Source organism: Thalassoglobus sp. (genome assembly GCF_048270125.1).
Lineage (GTDB): Bacteria > Planctomycetota > Planctomycetia > Planctomycetales > Planctomycetaceae > Thalassoglobus.
In genome coordinates this window covers 218,494-234,161 of record NZ_JBLWTN010000006.1, presented here as the reverse complement: position 1 = coordinate 234,161, position 15,668 = coordinate 218,494, and the positions used below count along the sequence as shown (strand labels likewise).

The following is a 15,668-nucleotide window of genomic DNA, read 5'->3' as shown; positions in this document are numbered from 1 at the left end:
TCGACTATTCGCTGAATCCGTGAGATCCATTCAGATAGTACTTCTTGGACTTGTGGTTTTTGTCCATTTCGTAGTACCCGCATCGCTTCATCCGGCTTTTGTACAAAGGCCAGACAGTGCTGCGGTGATGGCTTTCTGCTCGGCCTTCGAGATCTCCGAACAGGAAGAAGTCAAGGTCGTTCGGTTCAGTCACTTCCATGCCAGGCAGAATCTGTGGAGCCTGATCTGGCTCAAGTGGATGGACAAGTTCCGGTGAGACAAGAATCAGGAGTTCCGACTCATCTCGTGAAACTGATTTACTTTCCGTCAGGACGTTCAGGCCGGGCACTTCACCGAGGAACGGCAACCGTGACGATTCACTCGCTTGCTGCTCTTGAATAAGTCCGGCGATCGCAAAGGTTTGTCCTTCTCGCATCTCGACAACAGTGCTGGTTGATCGACTGTCGACACCAGGAATTCCGTTGACAGAGTTTGACTTATTCAATGTGGTGAACGAAGGAGCGACTCGCAATCGGATACGATCTTTATCGAGTACGGTCGGTGAGAAGTCGACCGACGTTCCAAATCCTCGGAAGCTTGTGGTCGCGGCTTGGGCTCCACCGACCCCCACAACTGTCGGGACAGCGAACTCTCCCCCTGACAGGAAGGTTGCAGATTCACCACTCAAGACGACAAGGTTCGGTTCTGAAAGAATTTTTGCTGAACCGTTCCCAACTAACGCTTTGAGAACGACATCAAATCCACCCTCAGAAAACGTTCCAGTCAAAAGGGCGTTTCCGGCACCGGTTAAACCATTGGCGAACGCAAACTCTTTAAAGTTCCCTTTGAAGTCAGCTCCGAGTTCACGACTTGCAGAACGTTGTAGTTCTGCAATACGAACTTTCAGAAGGACCTGCTTCGCTCCTGGAATATCAAGCAAGTTAATTAAACGAGCTTGGGGTAGTGTGGAGGCATCGGGAAACGGTTCTGAGGCAGTGATGTTCCCCAGAAGATTTCCACCATTATTGTAATTGTTGTTGCCCATTTGCTCACCGACGATCGAAGTGATTTCGACAGCCTCTTCTTCGTCGCGGGCTTGTCCACGAAGAATGACTTTGTCAGCGATTGGGATGAGCTGAATTCGGCTGTTGGGGAACATTTCATTCACCATGGCCTGCAATTCGCTGTACTCAAACCGTCGTTGTGCATCGACACCGTCATCTTTGACAACAGTTACGAGCATGCTGAGGAGTTCAGCGTCTTGCTCATTTCCGAGCCACATGGTGACTGTCGTGCTACCGGTTTGCTTTCCGATAATTTCGATCTCTTTCGAGCCGAAGGCCACAAATTCAAGGATGCTCGGGTCAGCAACAGCGGCCCGAAAAACATCCTTCCGCATTCGAAGAATCTTCGAACGCCGCATGCTTACCTCAAGCTCGACCTCAGCTGTCACGATCTCTTCTACGAGACCCGACACCTTTTGCTTTGGTTCCTGTGCTTCGACCTGAACCAAATTCATGAAAGGACTTGCCAGGATGGCCAATAGGGCAAGTTTTCGCGGGATTAATGAGAGTTTTGATAATGCCATGATCGTTCCATCAACTGGGTCTGCTTGGCACGAATAGAATCTAATGTGACAAAGTACGTGCTCCTGCACTTCGCCACGTTTATGATCGTCACTTGACGCGAGAGAACCTTACATTGAGTGAACGCAAGGTCGTTTTTCCCGCAGAATCGTTACTGCTAACCGTTTCAGTTTAACATGCAGATTCGGCGTTCGTTGTAAGCCATTTGCCTGTAAGGTCTTGTGGCGTTGTTTGTGATTCTGTTCTGGCGAGAATTCTTAAGGTAGCGTTCGACGATACCGGCACATTTTGCCGTGGAGATTCTCGATTGGGCCTATTTGCCATCATGGAGTCGAAAAGGTCACTCTCAATGGCAGATACTGCCGCTGGGGGATGAAATGCGTTAAAAATGAATTTCGCAAAAATCTTAATTTCGAGTGAGAACTTTTCCGGTCATGCGGATGACCGGCAACAGTAATACGGTGCGTGCGAGCTCATGACGTCGACATCAAAGAATCAACTAGAACTGACGGACGATTCGTTCTGGGTTCAAACCTTGAGCGAGAACGAGAGTTGGTTACGGAAGATTCTACGGAACCGGCTTGAAAACGCAGATGAAGTTGATGATGTCTTCCAGGAAGTCGGTCTGGCAGTTGCCAAAGCGGACTTACGTCCAACTGATCCTGCTAAAGCCGAAGCGTGGCTCTATCAAGTGGCGATTCGACAGGTTCTTCAGTTTCGGAGAAAGGCAGGCAGATACAGAAAACTGATTCGTGGTCAACAAGAACGTGTTCTCCCGAATGAGCAATCTGGTACGGATCCGATGGCTCTGATTCTCCGAACCGAACGTAGCGAATCGATTCGCAAAGTCATGGAGCAACTCAGTGAATCGGATCGGGAAATCTTAATACTGAAACATGCAGAGAAGTGGACGTACAAACAACTTGCAGATCGCTTAGGGGTGAGTACCAACACGATCGAGCATCGACTTCTGAAAGCGAAGCGACAATTGCAGAGACTCTTGAAACAGCTGGATTCCGAGGATGAACGATGAGTGAGAATGAGATCGATTTCGAATTACAGATTCAACGCTGTGTCGACGGTGAACTCGATGAAAAGGCGCAGGTCAACTTCCTGCGTTCTCTCGACGAGCATGCGGATGACGACGTATGGAGAAAGCTGTCTCTAGGGTTTGTTGAGAATCAGATCCTGGCTTCCTACTTCTCCACTGAAGAGAATGAACCCGTTGCCGTTTACGATACTCAGTCCTCCTCGACCGAGGCTTCGGAGTCGAGAAAGCGACACAATTTCCGTCCTCTCTTCTCACTGGCTGCTGCAGTGACAATAGGAGCGTTCCTCGGGTTTGGAGCAAGGCATTTCGGTTCAATTCCTAATGCGAATTCAATCGTAGATCAGCGCTCTGTTCCACCATTCTCGGAAGCGAACTCTCCCGTGATTGAAAATGCCCCAACGAGAATTGAGCCAGCGACGAGAGACTCAGGACGTCATCGAGTGGACCAGCTTGCTCAAAACAATCCGAATCATCTCGGGCCATATCAGAATGAGCCGAACCAAAACAGACCGGTCGCTCAGGCGGCCGTTTCTTCCGATTACAGATTTTCGGATATCGATGGCTCCAATTCAGATTGGACGCATCAACGAAAATTTTTGCAAGAACTTCGTCAGAAAGGTTATACAATCGAAAGGAGTCAAGGTTCTCGGAGTGTCCCTGTCGGAAACGGTCAGGAGGTTGTTGTCCCGGCAGAAACAATTCTGATCCGTCATTCTGTCCACTGATCGGTTTCAGTCGTTTCACATCGAAACTCGCTGGAATACTCTAGAACTGATCCTGAAACTTGAAATTGCTCTCTCAAACGTTGAGAAAAGCGGCTATTCCAGAGGTTTTCGGACTGGTTCTAAATTCGGTCGATTGGTCGCGTAAGATTTTACAGAGAAATTTTATGACTGCGATCTACTGCGTTTATGGCACAACCAGATCAGTACGAACCATATTTTTGCCGACTCGTTCCAATCAATAGTTTCATTCGAGACCACTGTGGAACATGTTGCAGTCGAATCTTTAGCACCCGTTCAAGATCAAAACTATATCGGAGAAGAGCATGATCAAGGCGTCAACATGGCTGTCATTAACTGGAAGTTTGGCGTTGATCGTTGCTTTGTCGCTCTTCGCCAGTCAAAGCATGGCTCAGGATGGTCAGCCTTCAGCAAAGTCGAAGCCATCAGGTGTGCAATCAGGACAAGAAACTGATGGTCAGCAGAAGACCATCATGCGAAAAGAAATTATTCTCATCGGCCCCGACGGTAAAGAGCACAGAATTCCAATGGGGAATCCCGTCACAATCCCTCATGGTCTTCCAAACTCCAAAACGCCAGAAGAATCGCAGGAGATTCTTGAGAACCAGTTTTTCATTGGAGTGACGCTCGAATCCATCCCTGAAGGCTATCACGGTTTGATTGGGATCGCTGAAAATGAAGGATTGTTGATTTCTAAAGTTCTTGAAAAAAGCCCTGCCAACGAGGCGGGGATTCAGAAGTTTGACCTCCTGCTCAAACTCAACGGAGAACCGATCTCCTCTCCAACTGATTTTAAGACTGAAGTTCGGAAGAACAAAGATAAACAGATCACATTGTCGATTCGCCGAAAGCAGGAACTGCTTGACATCACCGTCACGCCGAAAGCATGGGACCAAATGAATGACGATTTCCGCATGCTCTTTCTACAGGAACCTTTGAGTCTTCCACTGGAAAGTTTTCAACATCCGTTACTCACTCCTCCAAATCATCCTGGGATTCTTTGGATGCCGGCAAAACCTCAAAACCACGCGCTGCAGTCCGACATCCACAAACTTCGTGAAGAATTTAAAGCTCATCAGAAGTTGATGCTCAAAAAACTGGAGGCACTTCAGGCTGAGTTGAAAAAGAAATAGACTCAACTTGATCTATTGAATCTTAGTCAGATACAGCAAGTGTTCGGCTCAAATTTCTACGGGAATCCTCATTCCATTCTGTCTGGAGGCGAGCAGTCTTCGATCTCATCAGATCACTCTGCACCGGCACCCAAAACGTTTGAGAGTGTTCTATGAATTTGCGATGGCTGCAAACGTCAAACCGAGTGCTATGACCGAAAGCAGGGTGAGGGTAATCTTCACCCAACTGTATGGTCGGGAACCATGAACGGCTCCAGTTGCGGCGTTCACCATGACACCATAACTCTTTTCTTTGTAACGATAGACCATTGTGTAAACCGGTAGCAGCACATGTTTGAATGTGATCGCATCGTATCGGCTTTTCACAGAGTGAACACGTTGTTCATCACCCCCGATTCGATTTTTGCAGTCAGAGTAAATTGCACTGTCGATAATTTTCTTCGCAATTGGGAATGCCTCTGCAAGTTCGATGTCGTAAGTCCTGGCAAAATGCCCCGCCAACACTTCTGGTGTGAATGGCAAACAGTCTTGAAGCGGCCATGGGCTTAATTCGTCGATATGCGTGTCGACCATTGATCGAGATCCATTGATCAGCACGTCGTCAAAAAATCGTTGAAATTTCCCATCTGCGGAGTACCAGCGAGTTTTGGTGACTGTCCGTTTCTTGTCGCCGATTCCGACTGTCTCAGTGTAGTTTTCTCCACGTTCGCCGGTGTAAGCTGTAAATGTCAGAGTGTCAAAAGTCCAAAATGGAAGATACGCTCCGTTGACCCGGCCCTCAGCTCCACGCTTCTTAAAATCATTCGGAGCAAACCACCGAGACTTCACCCATTCTACAATCTTGACTTCGACTTTTCTGGAGTCGACTTTGAATGGAAGCACCGCATCCACCGGGATTCGAAACCCGCCCCGGTGGATTTTTTCTCTCTGTAGTGGAGACCCGCAATAAGGGCACTCGGTTGATGTCAGCGTTCCTTGAAATAAGACGTTCGATCCGCAAGATTCACAACGAACTTCATTGTGCTCTGCTGGTACCTCTTCCTGACTTTCTCTGCGTTTTTGGAGAACTTCGAGCATTTCATTAAAGTTCTGCTCACGGATTTCAGCATCATCCTTGAGTTCAATCTCCTTCACGGCTCCACAATAGGGGCATTTCAGTTTTTGATCTCCAATGTGAAACTTCAGGTCCGCGCCACATTCTTCGCAGGGAAAAATCCGCCCTTGGCCTTCATGTATTACCTGACCTGGGATTGGAGGCGGCTCAGTCATTGGGAGTTCACCGTGATTGATAATAGAGTAGTTGATGAATGAAATGCCTCGTTGCTGGAGCATTATTATTGCTTGCCATGCACGTGAAGGTCACTTTCATGACTTCATAGACTGCTCGCTCCGAGGCAGGCACGTACATCTTTTTAAAACGGCTCTTGGGCAACGAGTGTTGTCATATGAAGGATCATAGAATTCTCAATTATTCAGCAGATATTGATGAAACCGAAAACAGGATGCAACACCTGATTTGCAGATCAGCCCGCAGCAATTCATTCACATGCCGCAGCTGTTGATTCACTTTTCATCTACCAATCATCCACAAACAGAATTCTCTGTTCTCTTCGTTTCCTCCTGTTCTTGATGCCCTCAAATTCTTAGACTCTCGCAACGCAGACAGAATGCAGGGAATCGATTGGCTCAATTCATTAAGGCCACTGGTGATTCTGTCTCCAAATTGTTGAAGCGGCAGTGTCATTCGGTCACATCGGTCACAATATAATAGAGAGCATCATAGAGCCATCGTTGATTGAAGCGACAATGCTCGAAATGAAAACGTGTAGGTCATGCCCGAACTGACAGAACTTTTGAAAACTCCACACGAGTATTTCACCGATCGAAACATGAAAATTGGCGGAACTCTCAAGAGCGAGCCCGCAGACTTTCGAGTTGAAGAGATTCCGATCTACACACCGTCTGGCGAAGGAGAACACCTTTACCTGTGGATCGAAAAGGAAGATATTTCTGCCGAGTTCCTGCTTCAGCATCTCGCCAAGACTCTCCAGATTCACCGGAATGACGTCGGCGTCGCAGGCATGAAAGATCGTCGGGCGATCACTCGGCAATGGGTCTCAGTCCCAGGCAGTGCAGAAGCGAATCTCTCAAAGGTTGACTCGGATCAGATTCGTGTGCTCGATTCAAATCGACACACAAACAAGCTGAAGACAGGGCATCTGCGTGGAAATCGTTTTACTTTAATCGTTCGAGAAGTTTCCCCGGAAGCAAAGGCGGATGCTGAATCAATTCGCCAAGTGATCCTGAGTCGTGGTCTCCCGAACTACTTTGGGACACAACGATTCGGAATCGATGGAGAAACATTGCAAACAGGGCAGAAGCTTCTCAGTGGAGAACTCGATCCTCAGAAAATTCCCTATCAACGCAGAAAATTTCTTACACGGCTTGCGCTCTCCGCCGTTCAGTCGGCGTTGTTTAACAGGCTCTTGTCTGAACGAACCAAGCTTGGCCTTTCGCATAAAGTGCAACTTGGAGATGTCTTGCAAGTCGTCGCTTCGGGAGGGCCATTCGTTTCGGATGATCCACGGACGGATCAACGTCGATTCGAGGCGAGAGAGATTGTCACCACAGGACCGCTCTTTGGTCCGAAGATGAAAGAACCGGCAGGAGACGTCTACGGTTGGGAATTCGCAATACTCGATCAATTTGAGTTGTCACCGGAAGTCTTTGGCAAATTCAAAAAGCTGACACCGGGAGCACGCCGTCCTTGCCTCCTCTGGCTTGATGAACTGAATGTCGAAGAGGTTGACGACGGATTGCAGTTTCAATTTGAACTCCCGACTGGGGCTTACGCAACAATCGTGATGGAAGAATTCCTGAAGTCAGCTGCAGCCGCAGCTGCTGATTCCCGATAAGCACAGCCGCTCTTTTTTCTGAAACTCATGAAACTTTTGGCTCTCTACGGTAGTATTAGAGCCTGACCGGCGAATGAGGCGATGAACTTTTTTCTCCGGGATTGAGAGACTGAAAGCAATTTTTCGAGTCACAACATTCCACCCGGCATTCAGGGTGTTCACTTGTCTGTCAGGGATTGAAGACTTGACCCGTAGCCACTGTGTACCGCTTCATTTCAATTGCGACTTCACAGGCCTGACAAGTATTGAAGGTACTCGAAAACATTCCTGATATCTTACTGACACGGCGGAATTCAACAGGTTTTGAAAATGACACAATTTCACACTGTTTTAACTTTCACCTTCTTAATGTGCGGGAGTTTCTCGGCACTCGCTGCGGAAAAGCCTGTTCAGCTCTTGCAGCGAGAATTGACTCCGTTTGCGAGTCTCCTCTCTGGTGGAGCGGATGAGTTTGAGTTGTCAGTCGATGCGAACCTTCCGATTGATGGCGAGCAGCAGAAGGTTGTTCTTCGTCTGCGAAAGTTGGCCAACGGCGACTATGAATTCGAGGGGACTCACAAAGACTATTCTTTTGTACTCCAGCGAGTTCAAGATCAAACCACTTTTGCTCTTCCGCACCACAAAGTTGCTTTTGTCGGTACTGGAGAATCACCTCAGGAAGACCATCTTGCTGCGAAGGGGATTTCTGGCCGGCTGGTTTCAAGCGATTCGACTGCTTCGAAGTATGTCACTCTTGTCCTGAATGCCAATCCGGAAGCCTTCGCGTCTCTGATCGGATTATTACTGAAGCCCGAACTTGATACAGAGGCCAATCTTTGGAGATTCGGTGATAAAGTCACAGCTGGTTTTTCGGAAGAAGGCAAACACTGCAAGCTCAGTAGTCAGGAGATTGAGATCGATGTGAAGCTGACTCACGAGTTTGACAAAAACTCGTTGGTGTGGTCAGTTCCCAAGGATTTCAAAATCACTGAACTTCCTCGCGACGAGATCGAAAGACAACTTGTCCGTGGTGTCCGGCGTGCAACCGAAATTCTTGCTCCAGCAAGTCGCCTCATCAAACCACCGCACAATTCGCGGAAAGTTGAGAACGGGGAACTTCGCTGGGTTGAAGGGCAGAGAGTTTGCATTCTCTCCGGAACTCCAGAACAAGTTGGCCTGGCACATGGTCAACTTCTGAAAGAAGAGGCTTTGAAGACGATTGACTCTGTTCTCTATACGTTCGGAACGGTTAATACGATTCGCACCGGAACCTGGTTTCACCACGATCTCAACAATGCGTACAAGCGTTTGGCTCCTCATATTCCAGGACGTCACAAGCAGGAGACGAAGGCTCTCGCAACCGCTTTGGAAATCGACGAGCACCTCGCTCAAACGATCAACGTCTTTCCTGAATTGTTTCACTGTTCCGGATTTGCTGTCTTCGGCAGCGCGACAGCTGATGGAAAACTGTATCACGGACGTGTCCTCGACTATATGACCACCATTGGACTTCAGGATGCTGCGACGACTTTTATTGTTTCCGTGGACGGAAAAATTCCGTTTGCTAATGTCGGGTATGCGGGATTCATCGGTAGTGTCACAGGCATGAATACAAAGTCGATCTCGCTTGGTGAAATGGGTGGTCGAGGAGAAGGGCAATGGGATGGCGTCCCGATGGCAACCCTGATGCGTCGCGCACTCGAAGAATGTTCAACACTTCAAGAGGTCATGACGCTATGGGAAACAAGTCCCAGAACATGTGAATACTATTACGTTTTTGCAGACGGGAAAACGAACGAAGCGGTTGGCGTCGCTGCGACTCCTGAAGCGATCGAGTTCATTCAACCGGGGCAAGGGCATGAACGTCTGGGCGAAGGGATCAAGGATTCCGTCGTTCTCTCCGCAGGGAGCCGACTCGAAAAACTTCGCGAACGGGTTTTGGAAAAACATGGCAAAATCGATGCAGAAACTGCCATCTGGCTGATGAGTCGGCCGGTTGCGATGAAGTCAAATTTACACAACGCACTCTTCGTCCCCGAGGATGGAATTCTCTATGTCGCCAACGCAGATCATAAACATCCCGCCGCCGAACGCCCCTATGTGAAGCTGAATCTCAAGGAACTCTTACAATCAAGCGTTCAACAGCGAGCCGTTTCGAATAAGGATTGACCTCAGCAAAATTTTGAAAATTCGTTTCACTTCCGCGCTAGATTTCAGAAGACAGCGGAAGTGAAAAGAGAGATTGCACTACGGTTACGTTGTGTTCGTGGTATCATAATTTAATGACACCAAGCTGAGTTGAATCAGAGCGTCCAGTGAGACTGCTGAAACTACAATTTTCCTTCTTGAGCAAATTTAACATTGGTCTTTTCGTTCTGCCTCGTCGCGTCCAGCCTGTAAGGTGATGCAAGTGTGCCCCTCACAAGGACGGCACGCATTGAAAATGTATTCGTTGGGGATTCGGTCATGACCTTGAGAAAGCTTTTCTTAGTGGGGCTCAGTCTGTTCGCATTCGTCTCGGAGGCCAACAGCGGGGAAGACACTCTCAATACTCAAGCGAGAGACGCAATCACTCGGAGTCTTCCTTTCCTTTGGAAGGAAGGCCAGGCTTGGATTGATCAACGAGGTTGTATTTCGTGTCATCAAGTGCCGTACATGGTCTGGAGCCTCGACGCTGCTGCTTCTCACGGATTTGAAGTCGATAAAGATCGACTCGCAAAGCTCAAAGTTTGGTCAACTCAAATTGAGAACTTCGACAACCCCAAGAATCGACTCGACCGCACCGAATCGGACCAGGCAGAGGCCAATATCGACACGATGACTCATCTTCTCCTCGCTCTGGGAAAAAGTGAACATGTTCCCGATTCCAATTGGCAGCAAAAATTTGCTGATTATCTAATTGTGTCCCAGAACGAAAATGGAACGTGGAAACCGTGCGGGCAACTTCCGTTTCAAAAACGGTCGAAAGAGGAAACGACAGATGCCACCACAACCTGGACGGCACTTGCTTTGATGCAACAGGGGAAGGAATCGGACCTCAAGGTTCCCGTCGAGAAAATCACGCACAACATTTTAAAAGACGGGAAAAGTACTGAGTGGTGGGCAGCTCAACTTCTTCTCTCCAAGCAGAGAAACGATCCCGCGAGGGTTCGTGAACTGACGGAGAAGCTCGTTAGCTTTCAAAATGAAGATGGGGGCTGGGGCTGGTTAATCGATGAAGAGAGCGATGCATTCGGGACCGGAATTGCGATTTATGCACTGGGACGTGTTGAGACAACTCAACAGGTCGAGGTGGTCAACAGGGCTGTCCAGTTTTTGGTGGAAACACAAACCGAAGACGGCTCATGGCTTGTTCGAAGTACCAAAGCAAAACATCAAAAACAGGTGACCCCGACCGCAATCTATTGGGGAACAGCCTGGGCTGTGATTGGTCTGTTGGAAACCCAAAACTAGAGCAGTTTGCTCTACCGTTTGCCCGTGAAGGACGCATTTCTCTGGTAAAAAGGCTGTTCGCCACGAGGCAGAACCTGCAAACCAATTCGAAAGATGCTCTTGAGCCATTCCTGAAACTCATGGAATGACCACGTTCTCAGTGATTGAGAGATCAGGTGCAGGTTTCGGTATCCGTTTAACGCAGCAAAACGTGGCATCCTCAGCTTGTTCCTAAGCATTTTTGCGGCTGAAGACTGTGGCCGACTGGTCCTTCAGCCTCTGGGGGATCATCGGAAGATCTGAACCTCCGTTATCGAATGAGAATGAGTACGACAAAACACGACTTCTTTACGATCTCAAACAAATGACGCTGCATGTGAAACTTTAACGATTACAGCGACACTTCCGCCTCGCGTGTCCGATTCGTCAAAGCGATTGCTGATTCCGCTCGGTCTCTGCATCGCTGACATTCTTCTGAGTCGATATCGATACTTCGAGAACTCATGGAGGAGCTTAAGTGTCGGATACAAAGCAGGAAGACATCACCGCAGATCGACGTACGAATTGCGTCGACAAACTTGCGCTGCAAGCGGACTCGTCGAAATCTGTACACCTGCGCCGAGAATTGCTGAAAGCAGCCTGTCACATTCTCGAGGATGAACTCTTTCAAGAATCACGTTGTCCAACGACAGTCTGAAATTCTGTCGTGGCGAGGTACACCCAGGCGTGTTGCCGCCGAGCATTCTCTCGCTCAAGCTGTTCTTGCCTACATTCCCGGGCAACTCTTGTTTAAACTGAATCTACATTCAATGTGGATTTTATAAACAAGTTTAAGACTCCGGGAAGGTTGTTCATGGCAGGCAAGTTGTTACCAAGGGCTTTCTGCGCGTTCTCACTTTTCGTGATCTCGTGTTCACTGGTTCAAGCTGCGGATTCCGTTCGCGTTGCAAGCTTCAACGTCGATGCTTCGACTCCCGTTGGCAGCCCGTTAGCTTACGATTCCACGATCGGAGTTCAGTCACCATTGAGTTGTCGCGGTGTCGTCATTCTTAGCGACCAGAAACCGATTGTTCTCTGTGCCGTCGACTGGATTGGAATTTCCAACGGCGGTCAAACTGTTTTCAGAGAATCTCTAGCCAAAGCTGCGAAGACAGACGTTTCGCGTGTTGTGGTTCATTCGCTCCACCAGCACGATGCTCCTCGTTGTGATTTCTCTGCTGACGAATTACTCGCAGATGAAGGACTTGAAAATTCCGGCTTTGATGCACGCCACGCTCGAAGTGTTGTGGTTGCAGCTTCCAAAGCAATTGAAGAGGCGATCAAGAATGCGGTCCCGATCACTCATGTTGGTCAAGGTGCTGGAGTTGTTGAGAAGGTTGCCTCTAACCGTCGGATTCTTGGTGAAGATGGGAAGGTGAAGTACACGCGATTCACTGCCACACGAGATCCTAAAATTCGTGCCTTTCCAGCGGGTATCATCGATCCCGTTTTGAAATCGGTCAGCTTCTGGAATGGAGAGACACCAGTCGCTGTACTCACTTATTATGCGACCCATCCGCAAAGCTACTACCGAACCGGTTTGGCCAATCCAGACTTCCCAGGCATGGCTAGAAACTCACGCGAGAAAAGTTTGAAAATTCCACACATTCACTTTAACGGTGCCGGCGGAAATATCGGAGCAGGAAAATGGAACGATGGCTCGAAAGAAAATCGTCAGGTTCTTGCAGACCGCGTGGCTGAGGGAATGAAGAAGGCGTGGGAATCTACAACAAAGCAACTAGTCACGACTGCCGACATTCGCTGGAAAACAACCAACGTCTTGTTGCCCGTCGCCGAGCATCTTAATGAAGAAGAACTGGTCAAAACTTACAAGAACGCAGAGGCGAAACCAGCAGAACGTTACACCGCTGCCAAAAATCTCATCTGGCTCAAACGGTGTCAGGAAAAAGATCCGATTCAAATCAGCTGTTTAAATATTGGTGAAATCAATGTTTTGCACATGCCGGGAGAGCTCTTCGTTGAGTATCAACTCGCTTCGCAAAAGATGGCTCCAGACGAATTTGTCGCCATGGCTGCCTATGGTGAGTACGCTCCGGGGTATATCGGAACCGAAATTGCCTATACTCAAGGAGGCTACGAAGCGAGCGCTAGAGCTTCCCGTGTCGCTCCTGGTGTTGAAAAAGTGCTCATGGATGCAATGAAAGAATTGCTTCAGGATTGACCGTACTCCTCAGGAGTCTGATTCACCAATGGGCTGTGCAAATGCGTTGTGTCGTTCGTAAGAAGTCTACAAGCAGTCTCAAAACCTATGGAATTGCGACCTTTCTCTGTATCAGAGAAGTGAACAGTAAGTTTTGAGGCCAGCTCTAGAAGGTTTCCAATCCTCTGAGTTCAGACAAGCACCTCTACGATGAACCGTCTCTCCTTCAAACTGTTGTCAATTTTTCTGGTGTTCCTGTTCGTCGTGACATCGTCGACGGACGCAGATGAGTTAGCACCATCGGGAGCTCAAGAATTCTTTCGTTCACATTGTCTTGATTGCCATGACGCGACGACCAAAGAGGGGGGGCTCGATTTGTCTGCTCTGGGAAAGAATTTACTCGATCCCCAGACGATGGCATCTTGGGTGCGAATTCATGATCGCGTCGATGCTGGAGAGATGCCACCCAAAGCTGCGGAACCAGTCCCAGCGACTGTGCGCCAAGCGTTTGTCAAAGCGACATCGGACGCACTTGACTCAGCTCACCGACTAAAAAAAGGGACTGTCCTCCGCCGTCTTAACGGGCGAGAGTATGAGAACACGATCAATGATCTTTTTGGGACTAACCTTCGCCTCGCAGCCATGCTTCCTCCAGATGGTCGCTCCCATGAATTCGACAATGTTGGGAATGCCCTCAGTATGTCGATGGTGCAACTGAGGCAATATCTCAATGTGATGGATACGGTTCTCGATGCATCGATTGCAAGCACGGTTACGCCTCCTGAGCCGACCTTCATTAAAACAGGTTACGCAGAAACATCGGAAGGGGATCGCTTCATTGGAGACAAATGGCTCAAGGCCAAAGATGGCGCCGTTGTCTTCTTTCAAGATTTCAGCTATCCGACAGGAATGCTGCGATCGGCGGGGACACGCAGTCCAGGATTGTACCGCATCCGTGTCAAGGGTTACGCATATCAGTCGAACGAGCCGGTGACATTTTCTGTCGGTGCGACAACTTTCGTCCGTGGAGTGGAACGACCTACGTTCGGTTATTTCTCTATGCCACCCGGAAAGCCGACAACAATCGAGCTCACCGCATGGATTGAGAATCGGTATATGCTCGACATCCGGCCTTTCGGAATCTACGACGAAAAATACGAGATCAAGAGCAAAGGGATTGAAAACTATACCGGCCCCGGGCTGGCGATACAGTCTGTTGAGTTTGAAGGCCCACTCATTAACGAGTTCCCGAGTCCGGGGCACAAATTGCTTTTTACGGGACTTGATCGCAAAGAACTCGAGCCTCGTAATCCGAATGACAAAAAGAAATCGTGGTACAAACCGAAGTTTGAAGTCGGCTCTTCAAGGCCAGGTGAAGATGCGCATGCGGTCCTCCGTCGAATTGCAGAACATGCTTTCCGCCGTCCTGTCACTGCGGATCAGGTCGAGCCGTACGTTTCACTGTTTCTTGCTGAAACGGAAAGTGGTGATTCATTCGAACAAGCTCTCCGCACAGCGACCACCGCGATATTCTGCGCTCCCGATTTTCTGTACTTCAATGAAACTTCAGGAGAGCTTGACGATTTCGCTCTTGCTAATCGTCTTTCCTACTTCCTCTCTCGTTCATCTCCTGATGAAGAATTGCGGTTGTGCGCGAGTCAAAAAGAACTTGCCAGCCCAACCGTACTGCAGGAACAGGCAGATCGACTTTTGCAGGGGAGGCACTCTGAAAGATTCATCGACGATTTTACAGACGCCTGGCTGAATCTTCGTGATATTGATTTTACGACACCCGATCGAAATCTCTTTCCGGAGTACGATGCGTTTCTCCTCGACTCCATGATCAAGGAAACCCGTGCTTACTTCGCTGAGCAAATCAAGAATAATCTGCCCATCGAAACCATCGTGAAGTCCGATTTCGCCATGCTGAATAATCGCCTGGCTGATCACTATCAAATCGATGGAGTGCATGGTCCGGAAATTCGTAAAGTCAAACTTCCACCTGGGCACGTTCGTGGCGGTTTCCTCTCGCAGGCCTCTATCCATAAGGTCTCGGCAAATGGGACGAATACATCACCCATTGTTCGCGGAGTCTGGGTGCTTGAGAGAATCATGGGAAAGCACGCTCCTCCGCCACCTCCCGGAATATCAGGCGTAGAACCAGACATTCGTGGAGCGTCCACACTTCGTGAAATTCTTGCCAAGCATCGCAATTCCGAGAGTTGCCGAACTTGTCATGAAATGATTGACCCGCCCGGGTTTGCTCTGGAGAGCTTCAACCCGATTGGTGGATGGCGAGACAACTTTCGCAGCATCGGAAATGGTGAGAAAGTGAATCTCATTGTTCACGGTCGAAAGACGCAATACCGAGTCGGTCTTGAAGTTGATGCCAGTGGAGAATTCAGTGATGGGCGTAAGTTCGTTGGTTTTCAGGAATTCAGAGATCATCTTGCCCAGGATGAGTACATACTGACGGAATCGTTCGTTAAGAAATTGCTCGTCTTCGCGACTGGTCGAGAACTCGGATTTTCAGACCGTAACGAAATTGCGATAATCGTTGAGACGGCAATCAAAGAGCAGCACGGAATTCGAGATCTCATCCACGATGTGATTCAAAGCGAAATTTTCAGAAACAAATAATGTCGAGTCA

General features: G+C 48.7%; 11 protein-coding genes. 9 read left to right on the top strand and 2 right to left on the bottom strand.

The window, feature by feature from the left end; genetic code table 11:
• Positions 1 to 4 precede the first annotated feature (4 nt).
• Positions 5 to 1,567 carry a type II and III secretion system protein family protein gene (locus ACN0YR_RS10030; protein WP_417849077.1) on the bottom strand — a complete coding sequence of 521 codons (1,563 nt, stop codon included), beginning with the start codon at positions 1,565 to 1,567 and terminating at the stop codon, positions 5 to 7.
• 473 nt (positions 1,568 to 2,040) lie between these two features.
• On the opposite strand from ACN0YR_RS10030, the gene ACN0YR_RS10025 reads away from it, so the two are divergent.
• The 3 genes from ACN0YR_RS10025 (at position 2,041) to ACN0YR_RS10015 (ending at position 4,492) form a co-directional block, all read left to right on the top strand.
• Positions 2,041 to 2,598, top strand: coding sequence for an RNA polymerase sigma factor (locus ACN0YR_RS10025; RefSeq protein ID WP_417849076.1), 558 nt, complete (start codon positions 2,041 to 2,043; stop codon positions 2,596 to 2,598).
• Positions 2,595 to 3,341: a hypothetical protein gene (locus ACN0YR_RS10020; RefSeq protein WP_417849075.1), complete on the top strand. Its 747-nt coding sequence runs from the start codon at positions 2,595 to 2,597 to the stop codon at positions 3,339 to 3,341. Before ACN0YR_RS10025 ends, ACN0YR_RS10020 begins: the two co-directional genes overlap by 4 nt.
• A 323-nt stretch (positions 3,342 to 3,664) precedes the next feature.
• Positions 3,665 to 4,492: a PDZ domain-containing protein gene (locus ACN0YR_RS10015; protein WP_417849074.1), complete on the top strand. Its 828-nt coding sequence runs from the start codon at positions 3,665 to 3,667 to the stop codon at positions 4,490 to 4,492.
• Positions 4,493 to 4,642: 150 nt separating this feature from the next.
• On the opposite strand, the gene ACN0YR_RS10010 is transcribed toward ACN0YR_RS10015, so the two are convergent.
• The gene (locus ACN0YR_RS10010; RefSeq protein WP_417849073.1) at positions 4,643 to 5,824 is read right to left on the bottom strand and encodes a hypothetical protein; all 1,182 of its coding nucleotides are present in this window, start codon (positions 5,822 to 5,824) and stop codon (positions 4,643 to 4,645) included.
• Between the two features lie 500 nt (positions 5,825 to 6,324).
• Here ACN0YR_RS10010 and truD point away from each other — a divergent pair, with 500 nt between their 5' ends.
• The 6 genes from truD (at position 6,325) to ACN0YR_RS09980 (ending at position 15,658) form a co-directional block, all read left to right on the top strand.
• The gene (gene truD, locus ACN0YR_RS10005; RefSeq protein WP_417849072.1) at positions 6,325 to 7,407 is read left to right on the top strand and encodes a tRNA pseudouridine(13) synthase TruD; all 1,083 of its coding nucleotides are present in this window, start codon (positions 6,325 to 6,327) and stop codon (positions 7,405 to 7,407) included.
• A 309-nt stretch (positions 7,408 to 7,716) separates the two neighbouring features.
• The gene (locus ACN0YR_RS10000) at positions 7,717 to 9,555 is read left to right on the top strand and encodes a C45 family autoproteolytic acyltransferase/hydolase (RefSeq protein ID WP_417849071.1); all 1,839 of its coding nucleotides are present in this window, start codon (positions 7,717 to 7,719) and stop codon (positions 9,553 to 9,555) included.
• 297 nt (positions 9,556 to 9,852) lie between these two features.
• A complete protein-coding gene (locus tag ACN0YR_RS09995) occupies positions 9,853 to 10,839 on the top strand; it encodes a prenyltransferase/squalene oxidase repeat-containing protein (RefSeq protein WP_417849070.1) in 987 nt (328 codons plus the stop codon).
• Positions 10,840 to 11,335: 496 nt separating this feature from the next.
• Positions 11,336 to 11,515 (top strand): hypothetical protein, encoded by a 180-nt coding sequence (locus ACN0YR_RS09990; RefSeq protein ID WP_417849069.1) that lies wholly within the window; start codon positions 11,336 to 11,338, stop codon positions 11,513 to 11,515.
• Between the two features lie 156 nt (positions 11,516 to 11,671).
• Positions 11,672 to 13,039 (top strand): hypothetical protein, encoded by a 1,368-nt coding sequence (locus ACN0YR_RS09985; RefSeq protein WP_417849068.1) that lies wholly within the window; start codon positions 11,672 to 11,674, stop codon positions 13,037 to 13,039.
• 189 nt (positions 13,040 to 13,228) lie between these two features.
• Positions 13,229 to 15,658, top strand: a complete 2,430-nt coding sequence (locus ACN0YR_RS09980; protein WP_417849067.1) for a DUF1592 domain-containing protein — start codon at positions 13,229 to 13,231, stop codon at positions 15,656 to 15,658.
• Positions 15,659 to 15,668 lie beyond the last annotated feature (10 nt).

Bases quoted from the DNA above. Each gene is read 5' to 3' on its own strand.
- ACN0YR_RS10030 (WP_417849077.1), bottom strand. From the start codon at position 1,567: ATGGCATTATCAAAACTCTCATTAATCCCGCGAAAACTTGCCCTATTG.
- ACN0YR_RS10025 (WP_417849076.1), top strand. From the start codon at position 2,041: ATGACGTCGACATCAAAGAATCAACTAGAACTGACGGACGATTCGTTC.
- ACN0YR_RS10020 (WP_417849075.1), top strand. From the start codon at position 2,595: ATGAGTGAGAATGAGATCGATTTCGAATTACAGATTCAACGCTGTGTC.
- ACN0YR_RS10015 (WP_417849074.1), top strand. From the start codon at position 3,665: ATGATCAAGGCGTCAACATGGCTGTCATTAACTGGAAGTTTGGCGTTG.
- ACN0YR_RS10010 (WP_417849073.1), bottom strand. From the start codon at position 5,824: ATGCTCCAGCAACGAGGCATTTCATTCATCAACTACTCTATTATCAAT.
- truD (WP_417849072.1), top strand. From the start codon at position 6,325: ATGCCCGAACTGACAGAACTTTTGAAAACTCCACACGAGTATTTCACC.
- ACN0YR_RS10000 (WP_417849071.1), top strand. From the start codon at position 7,717: ATGACACAATTTCACACTGTTTTAACTTTCACCTTCTTAATGTGCGGG.
- ACN0YR_RS09995 (WP_417849070.1), top strand. From the start codon at position 9,853: ATGACCTTGAGAAAGCTTTTCTTAGTGGGGCTCAGTCTGTTCGCATTC.
- ACN0YR_RS09985 (WP_417849068.1), top strand. From the start codon at position 11,672: ATGGCAGGCAAGTTGTTACCAAGGGCTTTCTGCGCGTTCTCACTTTTC.
- ACN0YR_RS09980 (WP_417849067.1), top strand. From the start codon at position 13,229: ATGAACCGTCTCTCCTTCAAACTGTTGTCAATTTTTCTGGTGTTCCTG.